Source organism: Maribacter sp. (assembly GCF_039974175.1).
GTDB lineage: Bacteria > Bacteroidota > Bacteroidia > Flavobacteriales > Flavobacteriaceae > Maribacter_C.
Genome location: NZ_JBDWJN010000009.1, coordinates 294,125 through 316,215, shown reverse-complemented (window position 1 = coordinate 316,215; position 22,091 = coordinate 294,125). Strand labels below are relative to the sequence as shown.

Annotated in this window: 9 protein-coding genes; all 9 read right to left on the bottom strand. The window is 38.7% G+C overall.

Annotated elements, in window-relative coordinates:
- Window positions 1-29 precede the first annotated feature (29 nt).
- The 9 genes from ABJN95_RS07875 to ABJN95_RS07835 all read right to left on the bottom strand — a co-directional run bounded on the left by ABJN95_RS07875 (window position 30) and on the right by ABJN95_RS07835 (window position 22,057).
- Window positions 30-2,420: an FtsX-like permease family protein gene (locus ABJN95_RS07875; protein ID WP_348369835.1), complete on the bottom strand. Its 2,391-nt coding sequence runs from the start codon at window positions 2,418-2,420 to the stop codon at window positions 30-32.
- Between the two features lie 16 nt (window positions 2,421-2,436).
- Window positions 2,437-4,845 (bottom strand): FtsX-like permease family protein, encoded by a 2,409-nt coding sequence (locus tag ABJN95_RS07870; RefSeq protein WP_348369834.1) that lies wholly within the window; start codon window positions 4,843-4,845, stop codon window positions 2,437-2,439.
- Window positions 4,846-4,869: 24 nt separating this feature from the next.
- Entirely contained in the window at window positions 4,870-7,239 is a 2,370-nt protein-coding gene (locus ABJN95_RS07865) for an ABC transporter permease (RefSeq protein WP_348369833.1), read from the bottom strand.
- 25 nt (window positions 7,240-7,264) lie between these two features.
- A complete protein-coding gene (locus tag ABJN95_RS07860) occupies window positions 7,265-9,589 on the bottom strand; it encodes an ABC transporter permease (RefSeq protein ID WP_348369832.1) in 2,325 nt (774 codons plus the stop codon).
- 267 nt (window positions 9,590-9,856) lie between these two features.
- Complete coding sequence (locus ABJN95_RS07855) at window positions 9,857-12,289, bottom strand: ABC transporter permease (RefSeq protein ID WP_348369831.1); 2,433 nt, start codon at window positions 12,287-12,289, stop codon at window positions 9,857-9,859.
- 67 nt (window positions 12,290-12,356) lie between these two features.
- Entirely contained in the window at window positions 12,357-14,792 is a 2,436-nt protein-coding gene (locus ABJN95_RS07850) for an ABC transporter permease (protein ID WP_348369830.1), read from the bottom strand.
- A 66-nt stretch (window positions 14,793-14,858) separates the two neighbouring features.
- On the bottom strand, window positions 14,859-17,243 hold the full coding sequence (locus ABJN95_RS07845) for an ABC transporter permease (RefSeq protein WP_348369829.1): 2,385 nt from the start codon (window positions 17,241-17,243) through the stop codon (window positions 14,859-14,861).
- A gap of 22 nt (window positions 17,244-17,265) precedes the next feature.
- Window positions 17,266-19,665 carry an ABC transporter permease gene (locus ABJN95_RS07840; protein WP_348369828.1) on the bottom strand — a complete coding sequence of 800 codons (2,400 nt, stop codon included), beginning with the start codon at window positions 19,663-19,665 and terminating at the stop codon, window positions 17,266-17,268.
- Between the two features lie 22 nt (window positions 19,666-19,687).
- Window positions 19,688-22,057, bottom strand: coding sequence for an ABC transporter permease (locus ABJN95_RS07835; RefSeq protein ID WP_348369827.1), 2,370 nt, complete (start codon window positions 22,055-22,057; stop codon window positions 19,688-19,690).
- Window positions 22,058-22,091 lie beyond the last annotated feature (34 nt).

Sequence of the window (22,091 nt, the reverse complement as noted above, 5' to 3'; positions counted from 1 at the left end):
ACTAATTCTATTTTACCGTCTAGATGGTTTCATTCTGTTCGCAAAGTTTTTATCGGATTGATCCTGGCAGCTTTAATCGTTTGAAAACTAACGGTCATTAAAGTGACCAATAGCGCACCGACAATGGCCAAGCAAAAAACCCACCAAGATAGCTCTATGCGGTATGGGTATTTTTCTAACCAATTGTTCATTAAGTAGTAGGCAATAGGAACCGCAACAATACATGAAATCAAAACCAGAATTATAAAATCTTTTGAAAGCATTTTCCAAAGATTGTATAAAGAGGCACCCAATACCTTTCGTATTCCTATTTCTTTGGTACGTTGTTCGGCAATAAAGGAAGTCAACCCCAACAGACCCAGACAGCTAATGAGTATTGCCAAAAAAGCGAATATGCCCGATAATTTTCGGATGCGATCTTCTGAAACAAATTTTTTGGCAAAGGAATCATCCACAAATTGATATTCAAAAGGCACACTAGGAATATGCTTTGTAAAAACGCTCTCAATTGCCGCTAGCGATTCTGTTATATTTTTTTCAGGATTTAGTTTAAGTTCTATCCAGTTCGTATTGTCGTATTTTATCATGTAGACAACTTGCTTTACAGGTTGAAAAGGCGATACGGCAACCAAATCTTTAACCACACCGATAACTTTATGCTCTTGATTGTTCCATCGTATGGTTTTACCTACGGGGTTTTTTAAGCCCATATATTTTACTGCGGCTTCATTTAGAACAAATGCTGTGGAATCTGTGGAAAAATTGCGAGAAAAATCACGCCCTTCGGCAATATTCCAGCCGATTGTTTTTCCATAATCATGTGACAGACATACTGTGAAAATATTGGTAACAAAATCAGATGGTTTTCCTTCCCATTCAAACCCACCTCCGCTAGACCACAAACCCGTTATCGGACTTGAAGATTCAGCCATGTCTAAAACAGCACCACTATTTTTGAGTTCATTACGAAGCAAGTTGTATTTACCCTCATAGTCTTCTGTAACCTTTTCGATCATCACCAAGCCCTCTTGTTCATATCCGACTGGGCGATTCTTCGAGTTTTCTATTTGCAGTTGTACCACAAGGGTTCCTATAATAAGAATGACCGAAACGGTGAATTGAACAATCACTAAAATCTTGCGCAAGGAAGTTGTAGACCTACCTGCCCTAAAAATACCTTTAAGCGCCTTAACGGGTTTAAAAGAGGATAAATACAACGCAGGGTAACTTCCAGCCAAAAGACTGGTGATTCCTATAAAACCAATACTTAACGCCCAAAAATAGGGATTTGCAAAGGGAAATTCTATTTGTTTATTCGTCAGTTGATTGAAGGCGGGCATTACCAATAAAACAAGTAAAACAGCAAATACAAAGGCCAAGACAACGACTAAAAAAGCTTCTCCTAAAAACTGATTTACCAATTGAGACTTCGACGAGCCTATTGACTTACGGATGCCTACCTCTTTGGCCCTTTTTTCGGATTGGGCAGTACTTAAATTCATGAAATTAATACATGCTAATAGCAATACGAACAAACCAATAATTCCGAAGAGCCATACGTAGCGAATGAACCCTCCTATGTTGACCCCATTACTCCAATCTGATCTTAAATGCCAGTTTTTCATTGGATGAAGAAACAGTTCGATATTTGTGTTTCTCTGATTTTCATTCAAATTGTCATTAATGGTGTTTTTGATTCTTGAACTTACCTGCGTCATAGTAACACCTTTCGCAATTTGAACATATAGCTCATAGGAATTGTTATCCCATAATTTAAGATCGCGTGCTCTTCGTACCCAATCATACGAAGAAGCGTACAAATCCCAAGGAGCGATAAACTTCAGTTCGGCAAACTCTGAATTGGAAGGTAAATCGTCATAAACACCGGTTACCTTTACACTGAGTTGATTTCCAATCTCCATAATTTGCCCTATTGGATCAGAATCTCCAAAAAATGCTTGTGATGTCGTTTTTGAAATCACAATCGAGTTGAGATCTTTCAACCCATCCCAATCACCACTTGCCATCTTTAATGAGAGCATAGGTAGGGCATCAGGTTCCATAAAACCGCCTGAGACCGTGAGGTTTTTATCTTTTACCGATAGAATATTATCTCCATGATATGAACTCATCACTACATGCTTAAAATTACTACCGTAAGTACTTCTTAGTTCATTGCCTAAAGGAAAAGGGATAACGTCTCTTGTCCTTGTGCTTCCATTGGCAGTTTTGTGAACCATAACTTGTGCGATACTGTCGTAGTTTTTATGGTTCTTGTTATAAGAAATCTCGTCAAAAATCCATAACCCAATAAGTAAGACTACTGCGATACCTACTGCAAGTCCTCCTATATTTATCATAGAATAGCTCCAATTCCGTTTTAGACTTCTCCATGCGATTTTCAAATAATTTCTAAACATCTTTTCCTATTTTTCTTTATTCCGTTCGCAAGCTTTTAATAGGGTTCACCAAAGCCGCCTTGACTGCATGAAAACTCACCGTTAGAATAGCTACCAATGCGACTAAGAGGCCAACTCCAATGAATGTTAAGGGGCTTATTTCTATTCGATATTCATAGCCCTGAATCCATTTTTCCATGGCGAACCATGCCAGAGGTAAGGCAATCAAAAGACTTATCGATACTAACTTTAGAAAGTGTAAGGATAACATAGAAACTATACCCCTTACCGAGGCTCCCATCACTTTTCGAATTCCGATTTCTTTAAAGCGCAGCTGAATGACCATTAATGAAATTGCAAAAAGGCCCAGACAAGAAAGGAAGATGGCGATACCGGAAGCAATACCGAAAACTGAAGTAATGACCCTTTCCATTTCATACCATGCTTGAAGGTTTTCATCTAAAAAAGAACCGTTAAAGACTGTCTTCTCAGCAACCTTTTCCCAAACGGGTTCAAGGCGGCCCATAGCCGATGCAGGATCATCTGACTTTACCTTAACAAAAATATAATTGATTGGCTCCTTCGCCGATAAATGAATGGCTACTGGCAAAGCTTGTTCGGAAGGGGAATGAACATTAAAATTCGGAACTACCCCTATAATTCTGTTCCCTGACATTTCATCTTCACCACCAAAATATTTACCAATGGGGTCTGACTCGCCCATAGCCTTTACAAAACTCTCTGTTACTACCACCGCGTTTACGGTATCAGTGGCGAAGTTTTTATTAAAATCTCTTCCTTCAATTATGGGGATTTGCAGTGTTTTTAAGAAATCGAAATCCCCCAAAAGCGAATAAGCCTGTATTTGATTTTGTCGGTATTCGGTACTGACTATGGATCTCGTAGTCGAACGATCTCTTCCCCTACCTAGATTGGCCCCACTTCCGGCTATGGATACAAAAGTGGGGTCATCGGCCAGCTCGTTTTTCATTCTAGCCAACACTTTTCGGCCGTCATTCTGATAACCAACAGGTATGCTTATGACTTGTTCTTTTTCAAATCCTATAGGCTTTTGCTTTAGAAAACCCAGTTGTTGGGCCGCAATAATACTGGTACATATCAGTAAAGTCGAAATCGAGAATTGAGCGATTAAAAGGGTATTGCGAAGTAGTCCAGGTTTTTTGGTCGAAACGTTTCCCTTTAAAATTTCAACAAGCCCGAAATTTGCCATTTTAAGGGCCGGATATCCCCCGGCAATTAAGGTAACCATCAAAAAGACCCCACCCATAATGATCAAAAAGGAGGGTTCAAGCAAAGTGGAAATCTCCACGCCACCACCAAACTGTGCATTGAACGCAGGTACGAGTTGAGATGCCAGAAGCATACCAAATACGAATCCGATGAAGTATATAAAGAAAGCCTCACCCCATAATTGAAAAAAGAGCTGCTTTTTATAGGCCCCCAAAGTTTTTCTCACACCCAATTCACGACTTCTTTTAAATGACTGGGCCATATTGAGATTTATAAAATTGAAGCATGCGATCAATAGAATAAAAGCACCCAATCCCATAATGGCAAAAATTAAGGCCTTGGGGGCACCCCGCGCGCCAAAATGAACATCTTCGATATTGGTCAGGTTCAAACTGAGTAATTCACTGGTCTTAGCGGTCTCAGGGTGTTCCATTTTGAGCTGGGTCAGCTGATCTGGGTAATACTTTTCAACAAAAGGCACTAATTTACTTTCTAGCTGCTGCTGATTGCTCTTTTCAGATATCTTTATAAAAACATTGTGTGCATTAGCCCCCCAATTGTTTTGGTTTTCTGCAAAATCTGCCAACGATTCGATTCGGGCTACGGCATCGAAACGAATACTTGAGTTTTTTGGGGCGTCTTTAAGAAGTGCCGAAACGGTGTAAACCTGCTCCGCTCCGATTTTTCCAATTTTGAGCTCTTTTCTTATAGGATTCTGTTCACCAAAAATAGCTTTAGCGGTACTTTCGCTCAATGCAATATCTTGTATGTTAGAAAGTGCTGTCTTTGCATCTCCGCTAAGGATCGGAAAATTGAATAGCTCGAAAAACTCCGGATTAGTTCTTACAATTACGCGGTTGAGATCCTTATTTTGATAGGAGATGTTTTCTGGTCTTCCCCTATTGACGATCACTGCAGTCTCAATATCTTCAATATCTGATTTTAACGCCTGGGTTAAAGGCAAGGGCATGTTGGATGTCAACTGCGGGCCTTGGGCATTATTTTCGAAACGTGTTGTTTGAAATAATCGGCTTTTTTCATTGTGAAAAGAGTCAAAACTCAAATGGAAGTACGAGATCAAAAACAAAAGGGTGCATATAGCAAATGCCACAGCCAATCCTATAATGTGAATGCTAGCGTGTAGCTTGTTTCTTTGTGCGTTTCGCCAGGCAATTTTCAAATAGTTTTTTAACATAGTTAGCGTCTTTCGATTGATGTTCTATTCTGTTCTTAGACTTTCCATGGGGTTAGACAAAGCCGCTCTTATACTTTGATAACTAACTGTTATTAGGGTAATCAACAACACAGCCACAGCCGCAATGACAAACATCCACCATGAAATGCTGATTCGGTATGCAAAGACCTGTAACCATTCATTCAAATAATACCATGATAAGGGTATGGCGATTGCTAGTGCAAGCAACACCAGTTTAAAGAAGTCTTTTGACAATAGGTTTACCAAGCTCAGTGTTGTAGCACCTAACACCTTTCTGACTCCTATTTCTTTGACTCTTTGTTCTGCCATAAAAGCCGACAATCCATAAATACCCAAACATGAAACAAAAATTGCCAATAAGGCCAAAAAATTAAAAATCATGCCCATTTGCTGTTCACCATTGTACAAATTTTCCAGGTCGGTGTCTAAAAATGAGTACGAAAATGGAAAAGCAGGATTCAAGGTTGTATGAATATTTTCTAAGGCATTAATACTCGCTTGAGTTTGGTCAATGGTCGTTCGCACCGCCAAAAAACCAGGATAAGTTTCGCGCTGCCACAAAACCAAGGGTTCAATATCGTATTGTAAAGGTTTAAAATGAAAGTCTTTTACAACCCCAATTACCCGGGCATCACGGTCATTAAATACTAGTTTTTCACCTATGATATTATCAAGGTTTTTTCCCATTAGTTTCATCAAGGTTTCATTGATCACCAGGTTTTTGTCATTGATCGCAAATTTTTCAGAATAGCCCCTTCCTGCCAATACCTCAATACCAAATAAATCTATAAATCTATCATCCATTCGTAAATCTGGTACCACTAGGCCATCATTTTCATCTTTTCCTTCCCAAAATATATCGGTAGTACCGGTATCTAAATCGGTGGGCATATTTTTAAAAATCGAATATTTTTTTAAAAGTGGGTTTTGTTCTAAAGCCGCTATCAAAGCATCTTGTTTTTGAGCCATTTCACCTTTAAAAGGAATAATAATCATATTACTTTTATCAAAGCCCAAGTTCTTATCTTTAATAAAGTTCAATTGATTATAGACCACTCCGGTGCCCACAATTAGAACAGCAGAAATAACGAATTGCAGGGTCACTAGGCCATTTCTTAAAAACAAATTACCTCCCGTTTTTTTTAAGTTCCCCTGAAGTACTTTAATCGGATTAAAGCCCGATAAATACAATGCCGGATAACTACCAGCAAAAAGACCTGTTACCAAAACTATAGCCAACAAACCAAGCCAAAAATTTATGCTAGCAATATCAATATTCAACGACTTTCCTGCAATTTCATTAAAGAAAGGCAAGGCCAAAAAGACCAAACCAATAGCAAGTAGCAAAGAAATACAAGACAGTAAAATGGATTCGCTCAAAAACTGCCATACCAATTGGCCTCTTTGAGCACCTATCGCTTTGCGCATCCCAACCTCTTTGGCTCTTTTAGCAGAACGAGCAGTGGAAAGATTCATAAAGTTAATGCAGGCTACGAGTAAAATAAAAAGGGCAACAATAAAAAATATGTTGACATATTGAATATTTCCGTGCCCGGCAACATCTAACTGTAAATCTGAATGCAGATGAATATCTTCTAGGGGTTGTAGTCTGAAATTAAAAATATCATTGTCAAATCGATCATCTGCAATGGCATTAATCTTTACTTCTAAATCGCTTAGAGCTGTTTTTGAAAAAGCTACATTTTCGTTCAACTTGAAATACGAATAGTAATCAAAATTACCCCAAGTATTATTCGCGAAATTTTGATCATCTGCAGCAATAGTAGCTATAGGTGCTAAGAAGTCAAATTTAAAATGTGAATTGGGGGGTACGTCTTTGAGAATACCTGTAACTTTCCAGTTTTTAGAATTATTGAAACTAATAGTCTTACCCCAAGCATCTTCTTCACCAAAATACTTTTTGGCCATAGACTCGGTCAGCACAATGGTATTCGGTTCCATTAAGACTGTACTTTTTTCACCTTGAATCAACGGAAAATCAAAAAAGGAAAGAAAGTTACTGTCAACATACATGAACTGGTTTTCTTCATAAATAGCATCGCCTACACTAAAAAGAACGTTTTGAAATTTAGTGGTTCGTACTACAGATTCAATTTCTGACAGTTCATCTCTCAAATCAGGACCCATGCCCGCAGAAGAAACCGCAGTTTTAAAATCTCCTGAATTAACAATAAATCGGTAGGTTCTTTTAGAATCGGTATGAAACTGATCATAACTGACTTCATTTTGTACCCATAACAAAATAAGAATGCTACTAGCCATCCCTATTGAGAGCCCAAGAATATTTAGAATGGTAAATGACTTACGTTGAATCAGGTTCCGCCAAGCGATTTTTAGATAGTTCTTAAGCATTTTTTATACGCTATTTATTGATGAATCATTCGGTTCTTAAGCTTTTTACGGGGTTTGCAGAAGCTGATTTCACAGCTTGAATTCCTAGCGTACATGAGGTAATAAATAAGGCGATTAAACCTCCTAAGGCAAACATCCACCATTGCATAGTTATGCTATAAGCGAAGCTACTCAACCACATATGCATCATATACCAAGCGGTAGGGAAAGCGATCAAGGCCGCTATGCCCACCAAAATCATATAATCTTTTGATAACAGCATAACTATTTTGAATACGCCCGCACCCAAAACCTTACGAATTCCAATTTCCTTGATGCGTCGCTTGGCCATAAATGAGATCAAGCCAAACATACCTAGGCACGAAATAAAAATGGTCAATAATGCCACCACGTTAACGGTTTTCAACATGCCATCAATCAGGCGATATTGCCCACTAACCTTATCGCTTAAATAGGTCTGCTGGTAATTTCTTCTCGTATCAAGTTGTGCGAACTTCGAACGTAAACTATGGCTTATAGCTTCCTCTTGCCCCTCTTCGACTCGAAGCGATAAGTATCGGTGACCACTCAAGCTATTTTTATCTCGATATAAATGCACCAAGGGTTCAACCGAATTCTGTAAATCTTGATAATGGAAATCTTCCATCACCCCTACAACCAAATATCCAGGGTCAGAGCTGTTTTTGAATTTTAAACGTTTCCCTTCTATCGAATTCCAACCCAATGCCTTCATCGCTGTTTGATTAATAATGGCATGACGTTCTTCCATAGTATCGATAGAATCGTCAAAATCTCTCCCCATAATCAATGGTATTTCAAGTGTTTTCAAATAACCTTCATCGGTACTAGAGCGACGCATGCGTACATCGGTGTCTGTGTTTGGGTCATAATAATTGGTATAATTGAAAAAATAATCAGAGGGAATTGCCTCACTAGCTGAAAAACTTTTTACATATGGGTTGGCTTCAAGCTCGTCTATCAGCGTCTTAAAATCGGACTCTGCCGATGCGATATCCTTGTACTCTAAATCAATACTGCCTACAATCACGTTTTCTTTTTTAAATCCGAGATCTGCATTTTTCATAAACCCAATCTGGTTGTTGAGAATGATCGCAATACAGATAAAAAGGATAGCTATGGTAAATTGAAGAATGATGAAGGAATTTCGGAGGAAGAAATTGCTCTTTGCAGCATCTATTTTTCCTTTAATGCCCTTTGAAATCGGTAATGAAATAAATCGCAATGTGGGGAGAATACCAACTACCAAAGTCACCAGTACACCTAAGCAGACGGTATAAAGAATAACAGGGTAATCTTTTTCTACACTAAAATTAATCTTACCAAAATCAGCACCAAAAACATCATTCATTTTTGGCAGTAAGAACCCGAGAAAAAGTCCGCCAGAAATCAATGTAGACAGTACGACTAAAATGCCGTTTTCCAAACAGAACTGCGCAATGACACTCTTTTTACTACCACCCAAAATTTTTCGAACGGCAATATCTTTCGTTCTGCGAAACATGGTAGAAGTATTTAGGTTGAGTAGGTTAACCAGTACAAGAAGTAACACGAAAAAAGAGGTTGCGATGTTTCCACCAACAATTATTTCAGCAACAGGTATCGCATCCATTCGAAAATCTACATGCGGCATTGCTTTCAATTGAGCAATAGTGGTTGGGTCTGAATAATTGTTTTTAACCAGCGTATTGACGTGTTTTTCTAGTTTCGCTATATCAGCATCTGGTCTTAGCCTAATGTAGTTTGGAGAAAAACTATTAGACCAATTTGCTTGTGAAATAAAATTCGGATTGTCTTTCAAAACTTCATTAGATAAGACTACACCTAATCGAAAAGAAGAATAAGGACTAATGGGCTCAAAAACGCCGGTAACCGTAAGATTCAAAGAGTCAGCCCCTATGAGATTCTCGCCAACAGGATTCTTTTGTCCAAAAATCTTTTGACTTATTTGATCTGTTAAGATGATGGAATATTTTTTTTGTAGTGCCGTCTCAGCATCACCATATTTTAGAGGTAAGGAGAAGACTTCGAAAAATTCGGGGTCTACATAATCAGTCCGTTCTTGTATTTCCAATTCATCATGCTCCAACCAAATATCACCCCAACCATGTATATGTGTGCCAGCTATAACTTCTGGAGAAGTTTCAATAATCTTATCCATTAGGGGGTATGGGTTTGACCGGTAACTATCACCTCCCGAAGTTATGGTCTTGAAATAGTAAATGTTTTCTTGGTCTTCTATATTGACATCAGCGGTATAATAGGCATAAACTGAAAACATTAAAGTCAATACACTCCCAATTCCAATGCTCAATCCGAGAAGATTGAGCATGGATAGCAATCTATTTTTCCAAAGATTGCGAAAGGATAGTTTTAGGTGGTTCTTTAGCATGACTGATTGTAATTCGATTGATGTATTTCGGATATCGGAAAGAAGCCGTCCAAAATATGGCAAATACATCCCCAATTTCATGCCATACAATTAAACTACTTATAATCAATTACTTATGCGCAATAATCAAAAATAGGGCCGCCAAAACTGTAAAATATTTTTACAAAAAGTGTCTATTATTTGTACAGTGATTTTACCGAAACGGTTTCATTCTGTTCGCAAACTTTTTACCGGGTTGACAATAGCCGCTTTAATGCTTTGATAGCTCACAGTAACTATTGCAATTGAAATAGCTAATAGTCCGGCTAGGGCCAGAATCCACCAACTAACTTCTATTCGATATGAAAAATCTTTTAACCATTGATTCATTGCATACCATCCGACAGGTAAAGAAATAAATATTGCTATCGCTACAAGCTTTAGAAAATCCATGGTAAGTCGATACGAAATTTGGCTCACGCTTGCCCCAAGCACCTTTCTTACGCCAATTTCCTTGGTTCTTTTTTCTGCATTAAAAGCAGCTAACCCAAATAATCCAAGGCAGGCGATAAATATTGACAGTAGCGTAAATACAATAAAAATATGCCCAAGTCTTTGTTCAGCCCGATAAGTATTATTGAATGAATCTTCCATAAAATTATAGGCAAAAGGCTGTTCTGGAATGTTCTTTTTCCATAAATCTTCTATTCCCGCTAGGGCAACGGAGAAATCACCCGCATTTAACCGTAATGCCATGTTGCCAGTTGAACGTCCTAATTTTAAACTTAGGGCTCCTATGTCATCTCGCAATGTTGCGAAATGAAAATTTTCTACAACACCGATAACGGTTGAATATTCTCCATTCTCGTCTCCAAGATCACTTGATAATCTTAGCCCTAGGGCATCTTCGGGGCTCATTCCTAAAAGTGCAGCTGCGGTTTCATTTATGATTATCGCAGTAGAATCGTTCATTCGTTGCTCACTAAATTCGCGTCCGGCTTTCAGATTTATGTTTAAGGTGTTTAAATAGTTGTAATCAACAAGCCATCGTTGCATATTAACCGCATCTTCCTGATTGGGAAACCCTTCTTTAAAATAGGTATAATCTGATCTTGAGGATGGTGTAGGAAGAAAACTGCTTATTGTAGCACTTTCAACTTGTACCAATTTTTGAACTTCTTGCTTGAGGGCTTCACCTTTTTCGCCAGCTCCATAAAAATCTTGAACTACCAAAACCTGATCTTTGGAGAAGCCCAAATCTTTACTTTGAATAAAATCTAGTTGTTTAAAAACAACAAGTGTCCCGACGATTAAAAAGACGGAGATTGCGAACTGAAAAATCACCAGAGAATTTCGAATATTTCCGCCTCCTACATTTCCTTTTCCTATACCTTTAAGGACCTTAACTGGAATAAATCGGGACATAAAAAATGCAGGATACCATCCAGAAAAAAGGCTTAAAACAAGGGCCGAGGCGACAAGAGTCAACCAAAAAAATGGGTTGGCAAAAGGGATACTAATTTCTGTTCCAGCAAGCTCATTGAAGAACGGCATGGCAATAATTGCTATGGCAACGGCAACCATAAGAGACATAAAGGATATTAGCCCAGATTCGGTAAGAAATTGTTTTACTAGTCCAGATTTATTAGATCCTAAGGTTTTTCGAATTCCTACTTCTTTTGCCCTTTTTAAAGAATGCGCGGTTGATAAATTCATGAAATTTACACAAGCCAAGAGTATCAAGAATAATCCGATAAAAGATAGAATATAGATGTTTTGAATAGAACCATTTGCACTAAGCTCTATACGTGCTTCTGAATACAAGTGTATATCTGTAAGTGGCATGGAGTAATAATTCACATAGTTGCCGGTAGCCCTAAAATTTTCTTCAGTTATGCCGGGATAAATATTCTGTACCCATGGAATCAAATAGTCTCCGACAATTCCTTGTAGTGGGGCTTGAAAGTCCTCAATTCGAGCACTAGGAATGAGTTTAATAAAGGTAAAGTAGTTATGGCTGCCCCACTCACTTTGCTGAGCATCTTCATAACCCGACATGGCCATAAAAACACTATGGTCTCGTAATAAAGAATTCTTTGGTAAATCGTCAATTACGCCCGTAACCGTGTATCTATCAGTATTATCTAGCAGCACTTCTTGGCCAACGGCATTGTTCACTCCAAAATGTTTTTCAGCTGCAGTTTTAGTGAGTATTAAGGTGTTTGGTTCTTTTAGAGCTGTTTCAGTATCGCCAACCAATAAATCTAAACCGAACATTTCGAAGAAATTGGCATCAGCAAAAGCCGAATTCAATTCTTTGGTGTTGTTATTGGTAGTACTTCTTCGGATAAGAATGCTTCCTAGATTTCTAATTCTGGTTGCCATTTCCACCTGAGAAAAATCATTTTCTAAAACCGCAGCCATTGGTGCAGCCGTTTCTGCCGATTTGCTTTCATCTCCGCCAAACTTTATGTCAGCATTGACTCTATGAATGCGTTCTGCATCGGCAAACATTTTGTCGTAGTTCAATTCACTGTGTATATAAAGAGCGATAATTAACCCTCCAGCCATTCCCACGGCGAGTCCGAAAATATTCAAGAAGGTAAAAAAGGGCTGCCTTTTAAGGCTACGCCAGGCAATTTTTAAGTGATTTTTAAACATGATCGATGAATTTTGTACCCGTGCAAGTTCTCTTTATAGAAGAAAAACTTGTTCAGGCTTGTTGTTTTTACTCCGTCCGCAGGCTTTTAACAGGGTTCACAATTGCGGCTTTAATACTTTGATAGCTCACCGTGATAATGGAAATAATTATGGCCAAGAAAGCTGCAATTACAAAAACCCATATCCCTATGTCAATGCGATATGAAAAATCTTCAAGCCATTTGTTCATTGCAAACCAGCCCAAGGGTAGAGATACAAAAATGGCAATACCCACCAGCTTTAGAAAATCTACCGAAAGTCTATATGAAATCTGACTTACACTTGCCCCAAGTACCTTGCGAATGCCGATCTCTTTGGTTCGCTTCTCAGCGTTAAAAGCGGCCAAACCGAAAAGACCCAAACACGCAATTAAAATGGAGAGACCCGTAAAGATGAAAAATATACGGCCCAATCGCTGCTCTGATTCATAGGTGTCGTTAAACGAATCTTCCATAAAATAGTAATCGAAAGGTTGTCCTGGTGCTACCTTGTTCCAAATACCTTCAATGCCTGAAAGGGCATTTGAAAAATTTCCTGATTCAAGTTTAACCGCCATAGCATAAGCCCTATCACTCAGATGGAGACTCAGGGATTCTATTTCTGCTCTGAAGGGTGAAAAATGAAAATCTTTGACTACTCCAATTATGGTGTAAAAGGTCATATTTTCTTCGCCCAAATCAGGGGTATAGCGCTTACCGATTGCCTCATCTGGTGTAATTCCGATGACTGATACGGCTGATTCATTAACAATAATACTGGTAGAATCGCTTTTAAAATTGCGATCAAAACCCCTTCCAGCGATTAGCTCAAAGCCCATTGTCGCTACATAATCAAAATCAACACCCCATCTTTGCATACTAAGGGCACTTTCTTGATCTGTAAGACCTTCTTCTGGCGCAAAAGTAGAGTCGCTCCTTGATGAAGGAGTAGGGAAATAGCTACTCAAGGTGGCATTTTTGACATAGCTCAATTTTTTCACCTCCTCTTTAAAAGAATCCGCTTGACTGCCAAGAGAAAAAACATCATTAACAATCAACACCTGATCTTTTGAAAAACCAAGATCTTTGCTTTGAATGTAATCTAATTGTTGGTAGACCACCAGCGTACTAATAATTAAAAAGACCGAAATAGCAAATTGAAAAACAACTAGGGCATTTCGCACCTTACCCCCGCCAAGGCTGTTACTGCTTGTGCCTTTCAGCACTTTTATAGGAATGAATTTAGACATGAAAAAAGCCGGATAACTTCCGGAGAATAGCCCAAGTAGAACAACCGCTCCTAGCAAAATCAACCAGAAAAACGGATTGCCATAGGGTATAGCAATGTCTTTATCGGCCAAGTTGTTGAATAACGGAAGTAGTACAATTGCCAAAACAATTGCCAATAGCATCGAAGCCAGTGACACCAGGCCCGACTCGATCAAAAATTGTCTGACAAGCTCCCTTTTATTAGACCCTAAGGTTTTTCGAATGCCAACCTCTTTGGCTCTTTTTAGGGAGTGTGCTGTAGACAGATTCATAAAATTGACACAGGCTAAAACCAGAAGAAATATGGCAATAAATGAAAGTATGTAAATACTTTGAATGTCATTATTGCCGCTTATTTCGGCTACCCGATCAGAATGCAGATGAATGTCAGTCATTGGCATCGTGCTATATACCAAATAATTACCTGCTGCTTTAAATTGTTCTTCGGTGATACCGGGCATAAACTGCTGCACACCTGGCACAACATACTTGCCTAAAAAACCTCTCAACGGTTCTTGTATATCTTCGACATTGGCAGATGGAATAAGCTTGATGTAGGTTTGATAGTTATTGCTCCCCCAGTTTACTATACGTGAATCTTCGTAGCCTGCCATTGACATAAAAACAGTGTGATCACGCAAAAATGAATTTTGCGGAAAGTCATCAATTACCCCTGTTACCGTATAGGAATCATCATTATCTAAAATTAAGGTCTGACCAACCGCCTTATTGATATCAAAATGTTTTTCAGCAGCTGTTTTGGTTAACACTAACGTCTTGGGAGACTTCAAAGCTGTTTTAACATCACCGCGCAGTAAATTGAGTCCGAACATTTTAAAGAATGTTGAATCTACATAAGTTGTACCCAGCTCTTTTATGTTGGCCTCCGTACCATTTTTTCGAAGCAACAAACTTCCCACTGTTCTAAATCGCATGGCCAATTCAACCTCTGAGAAATCGTTCTGAACCGTTTCAGCCATTGGCGCCGGGCTTACTGCAAAATTTCGAGCATCACCTCCAAATTTAATGTCTGCGTGAATACGGTGTATAAGATCAGCGTCAGCGAACATCTTATCGTAACTTAATTCATCATGAATATACAATGAGATGAGGAGTCCCCCGGCAATTCCTATCGCCAACCCAAAGGTATTCAGGAAGGTAAAAAACGGCTGCTTTTTGAGGCTTCTCCAAGCAATTTTTAGATGATTTTTAAACATGACTGATGAATTTGATTGTTGCTATTTTTTAGTGTTAATTTTTAATCCTCTTTAACTTGTTAGGTATCATTCCATACGCAGGCTTTTTACCGGATTGGCCAATGCCGCCTTAATACTTTGAAAGCCAACAGATATAAAAGCCAAGATGATTGCAAAAATTCCTACCAAGATTCCTAACCACCATTGAATGGAAATTCTATATACATACTCCCGTAGCCATTCTTCCATAAAATAATATGCGATTGGTGCGGCAATCAAGAGTGCGATTAAAATTTGTTGGATAAAGCCTTTGGCTAGCAATTTGACTATTCCGGTTACCGAGCTACCTAACACTTTTCGAATGCTTATTTCCTTTGAGCGTTGTACGATCTGAAAAGAAACCATACCAAATAAACCCATGCCCGCTATAAATAAGGCCAATATGGTAAAAAGGCTAAAGGTGTGACCCAAGCGTCTTTCTTCATCATAAAATTGGGCGTATGAGTCTTCAACAAATCGCACTTCATAGGGAACCTGGGGAACTATACTTTTCATTGTTTGCACTATAAATTCAGCGGTTTCTTCGTACGCGAGCATGTCTACCTTGAGTACAACCTCGCCCGCATTTCTTGTAAATTCAGGGCTTCTTAAGGCCATAAATAGGGGTTCAATGGCTTGGTCAAATGTTTTCAGGTGAAAATCTTTTAGAACTCCAATTACTTTACCATTATTAAAACTTTTATCAATTGCCGTTTGCCAACCCAGCGCTTTTACAGCCGCCTCGTTTATAAGGAAGGCTGATGAATCAGAAGCTATTTCAGAGGAAAAGTTTCTACCCTCCACCAAGTCCATTTCAAACAATTCTAAGAAGTCATAGTCGACATATGTTCGGTGTATATACAGTTGTTCGTTATTCACATTGTCTTGCCAATTGCGTATTGGGCCTTGACTGGTAACATTAAAAGGTAACTGAGAGCTTAACGAGACGCCATGAATGTTTGGGTGACTTAGTAGCTGACTTTTAAGGACCTCTTGCTTCGCGGTAATTTCGGGTTCAAAATACCGAACGTGTAGTAGCTTCTCTTTAGCAAACCCTAATTTTTTATTTTGTGTGTATTCTACCTGTTGATAAATTACAACACTGGCTATGGTTAAGCCAATAGCCACGGCAAACTGACCAATAACCAGCGTGTTTCTTAAAATAGATCCTTCTTTATGATTCTTGAGAAAATTGCCTTTTAGAGCCCTGACCGGACCCATTCCTGACAGAAAAAAAGCCGGGTATAGACCAGATATGATTCCAGTAGCAAAAGCAATACCTAAAAGAACAAGCAAAACGAGGGAGCTGGAAAAAATACTAAAGTCGATTTGGCGATTTAGTAACTCATTAAAAAATGGAAGTAAAATTGAAACCAAAAGAATCGAAATAAAGAAACTCAGGAGTGTCAGAAAAGTCGATTCACTTAAATATTGTAAGACCAAATTTTTCCTCTTAGCACCGAGCACTTTACTAATTCCGACCTCTCTGGCTCGGTGAGCAGACTTTGCAGTAGCGAGGTTGGTATAATTAATCGCAGCAAGAGCAAGAATTATTAGTGCAACAAAAGCAAACAACTTGACATATTTGATATCTCCGTTTTGACTTAACTCAATGTTTATATTAGATTTTAAATGAATATCCTCTAAGGGTTGTAATTTGTAATCTGGATAAAATGTAAATCCTTGTTTGACGTAAGCTGGCTTGGTAATTTTTTGATAGACGACCATTTTTTTCTCAAGATCCTTATAGTCTGTACCCTTACTTAGCGTTATATAAGTATGGTAATTATTACTAACCCAGAAGCCCACGTCATTTGGGTAGTATTCTTCCCCTTTATAAGAAACGATAAAGTCATAGGTAAAATGTTGATTCTTCGGCGGATCTTCTACTACGGCCTTTACCGTATAGATCTTTCCGTTTCCAAATTCCAAGGTCTGTTCTAGGGGCGAACGATCTCCAAAAAACTTATACGAAAGTGATTCGGTCAGAAGTACGGCATTCGGGTCATCTAAGGCTGTTTGGATATTTCCTTCTTTAACCACGGTAGTAAATACATCGAAATAAGCGCTGTCAGTATATAGCCCTTGTTGAACAAAAGACTTTTCGCCATTGATCAAAAGGGCACCACCAGTATTAAGATTGGTAACCATTTCAACATTTGGAAAATCTTGAAGTAAGGCTTCGCCCAATGGTAATGGCGCTACGGCAAACATGTCTGTTCCTTGATAGCTATTTCCTTTTTGCTGCTGTACTATGCGATACGTTCTATCAGACTTTTGATGATGCTTGTCAAAACTAAGTTCAAACTTAATAAACAGAGCTATTAGAATAAAGCAAGTCATTGCAACGGTTAAACCCGACAGATTAATGATAAGGTAAGATTTGTTTTTAATGAGATTTCGCCAAGCTAATTTTATCTGAGTTTTTAACATGATCTTAGTTTTTAGATTAATCCTATTCGGTTCTCAAACTTTTAACAGGATTGGCCTTCGCGGCTTTGATTGCCTGAAAACTTACGGTCAATACCGTAACTCCCATTGCGCCGACCACGGCCAAGACAAAAATCCACCATTCAAGGATGACGCGATACGGATAATCTTGCAACCACCCATTCATAATGTAGTATGAGATAGGTATCGCTATGAAACAAGAAATGGTAACCAGTTTTAAAAAATCTTTGGAAAGCATGTTCCAGACATTAAACACAGATGCGCCAAGCACCTTGCGTACTCCGATTTCCTTGGTACGTTGTTCAGCAACAAAAGAGGTCAATCCGAATAGTCCTAGACAGCTAATTAAAATGGCTAAGGCCGTGAATATTCCAGATAAGGTTCCGATGCGTTGCTCTGAGGCAAACTTCGCAGCATATTCGTCATCTACAAAGTCATATTGAAAAGGGATGGCCGGAAAGTTCTCTTTAAATACACGTTCTACCACCGCAAGATTTTCACTAGCACTTTTTGCTGGGTTTAAGCGCAAATTGTAATAGCTAAAATTATTATGGCGATCATATACATACCATCCTTGCTTAACGGGTTCGTAGGGCGATTGTGCAATAATATCCTCTACAACTCCCAAAATTTTCATTGGCGGACCAGGATCTTCCTCGTCGGAATCACGTATGATTGTACCCACAGGGTTTTCTATACCCATATATTTAACCGCCGATTCGTTAATCAAAATTCCCAAAGAATCTGATGCCATATCTCGGGAAAAATCTCTCCCTTGAATCACTTTTAGATCTAAAGTGCTAGCATATTCAGGAGATACTTCAGTCCATGCAAAATCTTCTTGAAAGCCTTCAGGTTTTCCTTCCCAAGTAAATCCGCTCCGATTTGACCAGATACGTGTAGTCGGACTGCTGCTTGTAGCCATGGCGACAACCGCACCAGAACTTAAGAACTGTTCACGCATTAGATCGGTCTTACCTGTAAAATCTGCCGACCAGGTTGGTATTTGTATAAGACCCTCTCTATCATAACCAATGGGCCTATTCTTAGCATGATTGATTTGTTGCATTACAATTACCGTTCCGATGATAAAAGCTACGGAAACTGTAAACTGCAAAACCACGAGTATTTTTCTAGGCAAGCCCGCATATTTACCTGCTTTAAATGTGCCTTTCAACACATCTACAGGTCGAAACGAAGAAAGGTATAGTGCTGGATAGCTACCTGCTAAGAGCGCGGTAAATAATATAAAAACAATCGAAATCAACCAAAAAGCACCAGTACCCCAAGGAAAAGTAATTTCTTTCTTTGCCAGTTCATTAAATCCGCTCAAGGACAAGAGTACTATGGCTAAGGCCACAAAAAAAGCAAAAAGTACTACTAAAAATGACTCGCTCAAAAACTGATAAATCAGTTGACCTTTTTGTGAACCGATCGACTTTCGAATACCAACTTCTTTGGCACGTTTTTCAGATCGCGCTGTGCTCAGATTCATAAAATTTATGCAAGCCAACAGCAAAACAAAGGCTCCTATTATACCAAATAACCAGACGTATTTTATCCGTCCACCTACTTGTTTGCCTTCCTCAAAGTTATTTCGTAGATACCAGTCTTCCATAGGCAGAAGAAACAATTGCGGATTAAATTCTGCCGTATCTTCATTAAGGTCTTTTTTAACGTTTCTAATTTTGCTAGAAACAGTTTCCATATCTGTATTTTCACCCAATTGAACAAACATCTGGAACGAGTTATTACCCCAGTTATCCAATGAGTTTTTAATCCATTCTCGATTCGCAACATAGTTGTCCCAAGGAATGATATATTCTGTATCGTTAAAGGTATTATTGAAAGGAATGTCTTCATAAACCGCTGTGACATTTAAATCGTACTCGTTGCTAATTTTGACAACCTTACCTATTGGGTTTTCATTACCGAATAGTGCATCAGCGGTTGACTTTGATATCATAATAGAGTTGATTTCCCGCAAGCCATCTTTTTCACCTTTAATAATTTTCAAGTTCAGAAAGTCGGGGGCCATGGTTTGCATATAATTACCAGGGCGAGAGATACTATTTTCCTTGTATTTGATATAACTATCTTGGGTCCAAGAGGCCATCATCAAGTGCTTGAAATTATCTCCATATCCATCTCTTAAGGCAGGCTCTAGTGGTAGCGGTATGGCTGGCCCGGTGCCAGTTCGGCCATTAAACGTTTGCGACTGATAGACCTGTGCAATACTATCTTTATTCTCAAAGTAGCTATCACGGGTTAATTCATCGTGCATCCAAAGGCCGATGATCAGTGTTACGGCCATTCCTAGGGCAAGACCACCTACATTAATAATGGTATAGCCCTTGTTCTTTACAAGGTTTCTCCAAGCGATTTTTAGATAGTTTTTAAACATGATAGTTATTTTTTGATTGATTTTATTCTGTACGTAAACTCTTTATGGGTTCTACCATTGCGGCTTTAATAGATTGAAATCCAATAGTTATGAATGCAATGAATACAGTTAAAAGACCAGTTAAGGCAAAAACCCACCATGATATCTCAATGGTATAGGCAAACCCTTGGAGCCACTTATCCATAAGGTAGTAGGCCAAGGGAGATGCAATTACGATAGCAAGCGCTACAAGTTTCAAAAAGTCTACCGAAATGAGCGCCGTAATACTATTTACACTAGCTCCCAATACTTTTCGTATTCCTATTTCCTTAGTACGTTGTTTGGCAGTGAAAGTTGCCAGTCCGAAAAGACCTAGACAAGAAATAAGAATAGAGATAAAGGCAAAATAATACGTAAGGGACCCAGTCAGGGTTTCACTTTTGTACTTGGCCGCATATGCCTCATCTACGAAATCAAGGTGAAGGGGAACATCAGGCAAAACTTTGGCATAAATTGAATGCATATGTGCGATTGCTTCCTTAGTTTTATTAGCCTTTAATTTCACGAACATGGTACCCGCATCAGTAGGGTCTAAGAAGAAAACAGCAGGTTGTATTGCTTCATATAGTGATCTATTGTGAAAGTCTTTTAAGACCCCTATTATTTGTCTTTGATTGCCCCATACTTCTACTGTTTTTCCTACGGGATCTGATAGTCCCATTATCTCTACAGCTTTTTGGTTGACTACAATATTTAAGGTATCCGAACTTCCTTCAGGATAGTATCTTCCTTCATTAAGTGGTATATCGAAAACTTCTGGAAAGTTATGTGCTGTCCATAATAACGAGAATTCGATGTTCTGCTCTTCAAGGGTTTTGCCGGGCCAATTGACCCCACTTGTGGAGGCCCCCATATCTAATGGAAAAGGACCTGCCAAAGTAACATCTTCGATAGCATTTGAAGCTAGTAATTCGTTGCGCAGTACTTCATATTTTTCCGTCAACTGTTGATCTTGATGGGTAGAGGCTATATGATCTTTGGCAATTCCGAGGTCTTTTTCGTTGATATAATTTACCTGTAATTTCACAATTATCGCGGCAACGATCAATAAAACTGCCAGACCGAACTGCAGCACCACCAGCCCCTTTCTTAACGAAATGGTATTCTTATTCTCATTTGCTTTTCCTTTCAACGCCGCTACCGTTTTAAAGGAAGAAATAACGAAGGCCGGGTACATACCTGAAAGAACAGTGGTTGTCAAGAATACTCCGACGATCAATAACCATACTTCAAGTCGATCGATGCCTATACTCATGCTTTTTCCTACGAAATCATTTACGTTGGGTAATAATAGCCAGACCAAAAGAAAAGCTAATACAAACGAAACGAATGTTACCATGCCCGTTTCGGTTAGAAACTGCCTTATCAATGTTTTCTTACCAGCACCATTTACTTTTCTAATACCAATCTCAGCCGACCTTTTAGTTGCATAGGTTGTAGAAAGATTGATGAAGTTGATACATGAAATAATCAAAAGAAAAATAGCCGCAATCATAAATATCCTCACATATTCTATGCGGCCACCCGACACTTGAGCCCTTTCATCATATTTACCATAGAGGTAACTATCGGAGAATTGTTGCAAAAAACAACCTTCTTTTTGTTCTCCTTCTATATTTTCTTGAAAAAGCTTTTGAAGTTTTGCGGCAACTTCTTGATGATCTGAACCTTCTTTGAGAAGATATGCACCTTGCATTCCCCCATTTCCCCATTCCAACATCCAGTCGTTTTTCTTCAGATAACCGTTGAAACCGTAATAAAAGTCATTTTGAATGGATGAATTTTCTGGAAAGTCTTTGTAAACTGCTTCTACGGTATAGTCTCCATTATCCATAATTTGCACGCTACTTCCGAGGGCTGTTTTCTTCCAATCAAACCCCCAAAACTTTTGGGCAAGCGTTTCCGAAATTGCAAGGGCTTCTGGCTTTTTATCAAGTTGCGTAATATCACCTAAAAGCACAGGATATGAAAAAGCTTGAAAAAAGTCTGCATTCGTAAATGTGCCAGCGGCCCTGAAATCTATATTTTCGACTTTTAGGTTATCTTCGAAACTCCGCCCCAAAGTGATGTACTTTTCTATTTCGGGAAGTTGATCCTTGGCTGTTTTTAATAATTGATATGGTACCGATTCGTAAACGTCAAGTACTCCTTCTTCCAAGGGTATGGTCCGTTTCACTTGATACAATCGGTCATTGTTCACGTGAAACTTATCTACACTATACTCATCGTTTACCCATAGCAGCAATAGAAATGATACCGTTAAGGCAATAGAAAGTCCAAGAACGTTTATAAAAAAATAAACTTTGTTCTTAAGGAGGTTTCGCCAGGCGATTTTTAAATACTGTTTCAACATGTTTCTCGTTTTTGATTTGATGCGCTTTTTTTAC

What these genes read in the sequence shown, in the direction of transcription:
- ABJN95_RS07850 (WP_348369830.1), bottom strand. Translation starts at nt 14,792, where the DNA reads ATGTTTAAAAATCATCTAAAAATTGCTTGGAGAAGCCTCAAAAAGCAG.
- ABJN95_RS07865 (WP_348369833.1), bottom strand. Translation starts at nt 7,239, where the DNA reads ATGCTTAAGAACTATCTAAAAATCGCTTGGCGGAACCTGATTCAACGT.
- ABJN95_RS07845 (WP_348369829.1), bottom strand. Translation starts at nt 17,243, where the DNA reads ATGTTAAAAACTCAGATAAAATTAGCTTGGCGAAATCTCATTAAAAAC.
- ABJN95_RS07835 (WP_348369827.1), bottom strand. Translation starts at nt 22,057, where the DNA reads ATGTTGAAACAGTATTTAAAAATCGCCTGGCGAAACCTCCTTAAGAAC.
- ABJN95_RS07870 (WP_348369834.1), bottom strand. Translation starts at nt 4,845, where the DNA reads ATGTTAAAAAACTATTTGAAAATTGCCTGGCGAAACGCACAAAGAAAC.
- ABJN95_RS07840 (WP_348369828.1), bottom strand. Translation starts at nt 19,665, where the DNA reads ATGTTTAAAAACTATCTAAAAATCGCTTGGAGAAACCTTGTAAAGAAC.
- ABJN95_RS07875 (WP_348369835.1), bottom strand. Translation starts at nt 2,420, where the DNA reads ATGTTTAGAAATTATTTGAAAATCGCATGGAGAAGTCTAAAACGGAAT.
- ABJN95_RS07855 (WP_348369831.1), bottom strand. Translation starts at nt 12,289, where the DNA reads ATGTTTAAAAATCACTTAAAAATTGCCTGGCGTAGCCTTAAAAGGCAG.
- ABJN95_RS07860 (WP_348369832.1), bottom strand. Translation starts at nt 9,589, where the DNA reads ATGCTCAATCTTCTCGGATTGAGCATTGGAATTGGGAGTGTATTGACT.